This window comes from Tardiphaga sp., assembly GCF_044340795.1.
Lineage (GTDB): Bacteria > Pseudomonadota > Alphaproteobacteria > Rhizobiales > Xanthobacteraceae > Tardiphaga.
This window is the reverse complement of the sequence record NZ_JBIISY010000431.1, coordinates 1-2734: the sequence shown is the minus strand read 5'-3', so window position 1 is coordinate 2734 and position 2734 is coordinate 1. Positions and strand designations below refer to the sequence as shown.

4 protein-coding genes are annotated in these 2734 nt (G+C 62.8%); 1 reads left to right on the top strand and 3 read right to left on the bottom strand.

The window, feature by feature from the left end:
- Positions 1-645, top strand: a 645-nt coding sequence (locus ACIQ17_RS32735) for an asparagine synthase-related protein (RefSeq protein WP_398473734.1), incomplete at its 5' end; no start/stop codon positions are given.
- 7 nt (positions 646-652) lie between these two features.
- Here ACIQ17_RS32735 and ACIQ17_RS32730 read toward each other — a convergent pair.
- The 3 genes from ACIQ17_RS32730 to ACIQ17_RS32720 all read right to left on the bottom strand — a co-directional run.
- Positions 653-1264: a hypothetical protein gene (locus tag ACIQ17_RS32730; protein ID WP_398473733.1), complete on the bottom strand. Its 612-nt coding sequence runs from the start codon at positions 1262-1264 to the stop codon at positions 653-655.
- A 39-nt stretch (positions 1265-1303) separates the two neighbouring features.
- Positions 1304-1909 carry a hypothetical protein gene (locus tag ACIQ17_RS32725; RefSeq protein WP_398473731.1) on the bottom strand — a complete coding sequence of 202 codons (606 nt, stop codon included), beginning with the start codon at positions 1907-1909 and terminating at the stop codon, positions 1304-1306.
- A gap of 20 nt (positions 1910-1929) precedes the next feature.
- Positions 1930-2734: TAXI family TRAP transporter solute-binding subunit (locus ACIQ17_RS32720; RefSeq protein ID WP_398473730.1), on the bottom strand; the 805-nt coding region annotated here is incomplete at its 5' end.

Sequence of the window (2734 nt, the reverse complement as noted above, 5' to 3'; positions counted from 1 at the left end):
TCCGGCGAAGGCAGCGACGAGATCTTTGGCGGATATCTATACTTCCACAAGGCGCCCAACGCGCGGGAGTTTCACGAAGAGCTGGTGCGCAAGCTTGACGCGCTCAACAACTACGATTGCCTGCGCGCGAACAAGTCGATGATGGCGTGGGGGGTGGAGCCGCGGGTGCCGTTCCTGGACCGCGAATTTCTCGACGCGGCGATGCACATCGATGCGAAGCACAAGATGGTTGGCCAGAGCGCCCAAGGCGCGCGACGCATCGAGAAAGCGATTTTGCGGGAAGCGTTTGCGGGCTATCTGCCCGATGCGATCCTGTGGCGACAGAAAGAGCAATTCAGCGATGGGGTGGGTTACGGCTGGATCGACGGGTTGAAGGCACATGCCGAGGCACAGGTCACCGACCGGGCGATCGCCGCTGCCGACAAGCGCTTTGCGTACAACCCGCCGCAGACCAAGGAAGCGTATTACTATCGCCAACTGTTCGAGCATTTCTTTCCAACGCAGGCGGCAGCCGAGACGGTACCGGGGGGGAAGTCGATCGCGTGTTCCTCGCCGGCGGCAATTGCCTGGGACGCCAGTTTTGCAGCGATGGCCGACCCGTCCGGACGTGCCGTGGCAGGTGTGCACGAGCAGGCGCTGGCCTGATTCCCGCTCAGGGCTTGACGTAGCTCCAGCCGCTCTCCTGCAACTCCATCACCCGCACCACACCGGACTCGACCATCTTGGCCTCAGAGAGAATTGGAATCTCCTTGTCCTCGGTCTTGCGCATCTTTTCCCGGGTGTTCCCGCACGCCTTGAAAGACACCTCGGGCGCGCCAATTGCCATTGCCTCGATGCGGCTTTTCACGGGTGACGTGTCGCTTCGAAGCATGTGCAGGCCGGGACCGAACGTGACGACCTCGATCTTCACTTTCTCGCCCTTTGACTTGTAGTAGTCGATCACGTTGGTCGCGTTGTTCAAGGCGAGGTTCATGGCGGCCGCATCGTTTGAGTTGACCTGAAGTATCAACCGATGGTCGACAGCTGCGTTTGCGCGCGCGATCTCGGAGCGCCGTTGTGCCTTCGACTTGTTGGCTGCTACGGCCGGACGCCAATTCGGCCACGACGCAGAGATATCGGCAGATGTTGCGATTGGCTCGCCCTGCGCATTGACCGGGCCCGTCAATTGGCGCCTTCCCTCTTGGGCCAGGATCGGCTGAGGAGCGAAGACCAGCACGAGGAAAGCAACAAAGGCGAGCCGAGCGTGAAACTGGACAGGACGCATAATGTAAACTCCTTTGTGAAACGAGGTGGGCAATAATCATCAGTCCCCCTGCCCGGCCCGGGGATCGGACCATCGACAAACCGACGCCAACCGTTGCCGGACGACGTCTAGCCCGTCGAGCGCGAACGCCACTTCGACAACGACGCGTCCGGGCGCTTGCAGGCGGACCACTAAGCCGCCGCGGTCCGGCAGCGACTGCATCAACCGAACCGGGTCGCCGCCGAGCGTGATGCCGGATCCGAACGACGGCGATGCTCCGCCAAGGCGCACCGCAGGCCCGCCATTGATCTGGTAGGCGATCGCCTGCTCCCCCGGGGAAATTCCTGCGCCTTCGATCGTCACTTGGGTACGACCACCGCGGCAGCGAAGCGTCAATCGCAATGCCGGCGCAGCGCCACCGGCGACGTCGGCCCGTGCCTGGGCCGCGACCGAGGCAGACGCGATCGGCGAGTAATCAACGGGCGAAGTGGTCAGCCCAACGGTCCAGCCACCGGGCGCTGTACGCGACGGCGCGGCGGCCGACTCCGCGTTGTCAAGGCATTCCACCCGCTGCTCCCGCTCTATAGGCGCGCAGGATCGCATCCGGGACACCGGATCCGGGGATTCAGCCCACGACACCGTGTATGTGAGACCGACCGCGACCATTGACGCCATTCCCGCGCGGTTCATGGAGAGGATTGAGCAGTGCGCGGCTGGCGGTCGAGCCAGTCCTGCGCCGCGGAGAAGCGCGTCAGCCCTGGCACCGTCGCGCGGAGGTTGATGGACTTCCATTTCGGATCGAATCCGGGGCCCTGCAGTCCGCTGACGCGCGAGAACAGCCGGTCGACGAAGCGCGCGACGCGGTCATGGCGGTTGGTGTTCGGAGGCCAGTTAAACGCGGCCAGCACGGTGGGCACGGCGATCGTCGCCACACGTTCACCCTGTTTCAGCAGGTTCGGATAGTCTGAAGAGTCCAGCGTGGCCGGAAGGTAGTAGTCCTCAAACCTGCCCTCATACGGCACCGGAAGAAACTTGAAACCCTGTTCCCAACGGCCCTTCACGAAGGCATCGACCGGCTTGGACGTGACGAACACCACCGCTGCCATCTGGCCGCGGCGCATCTGCTCGAGCGCCACCTGGTGCGGCACGAAGGTCTGCTCCACGGAGACACCGAGCCGACTGAAGATCAGCGGTCCGGAATAGGCGGCGGCAGTACCCTGGGTGTTGAAGTTCACCTTCTTTCCGACAAGATCCTTCAGGGCGCCGATCTCGGGCCTGACAAAGATATGCAATTCCGACGGGAAGAGGTTTGCAATGTAAGTGATCCTGCGTTGGATGTCGGGCACCTGTCCCCTGTACTCTTCAAGCGCATCCGAATTGATGATGGCCGCATCGATTCCGCGCAGATAGAGCAGCGAATTGACATTCTCCGCCGCGCCGCGGGTCACAACTGGCAGCACGCGGAGTTCGTCGCCATCGTCGGCAACGCGA

Bases quoted from the DNA above. Each gene is read 5' to 3' on its own strand.
- ACIQ17_RS32730 (WP_398473733.1), bottom strand. From the start codon at position 1,264: ATGCGTCCTGTCCAGTTTCACGCTCGGCTCGCCTTTGTTGCTTTCCTC.
- ACIQ17_RS32725 (WP_398473731.1), bottom strand. From the start codon at position 1,909: ATGGTCGCGGTCGGTCTCACATACACGGTGTCGTGGGCTGAATCCCCG.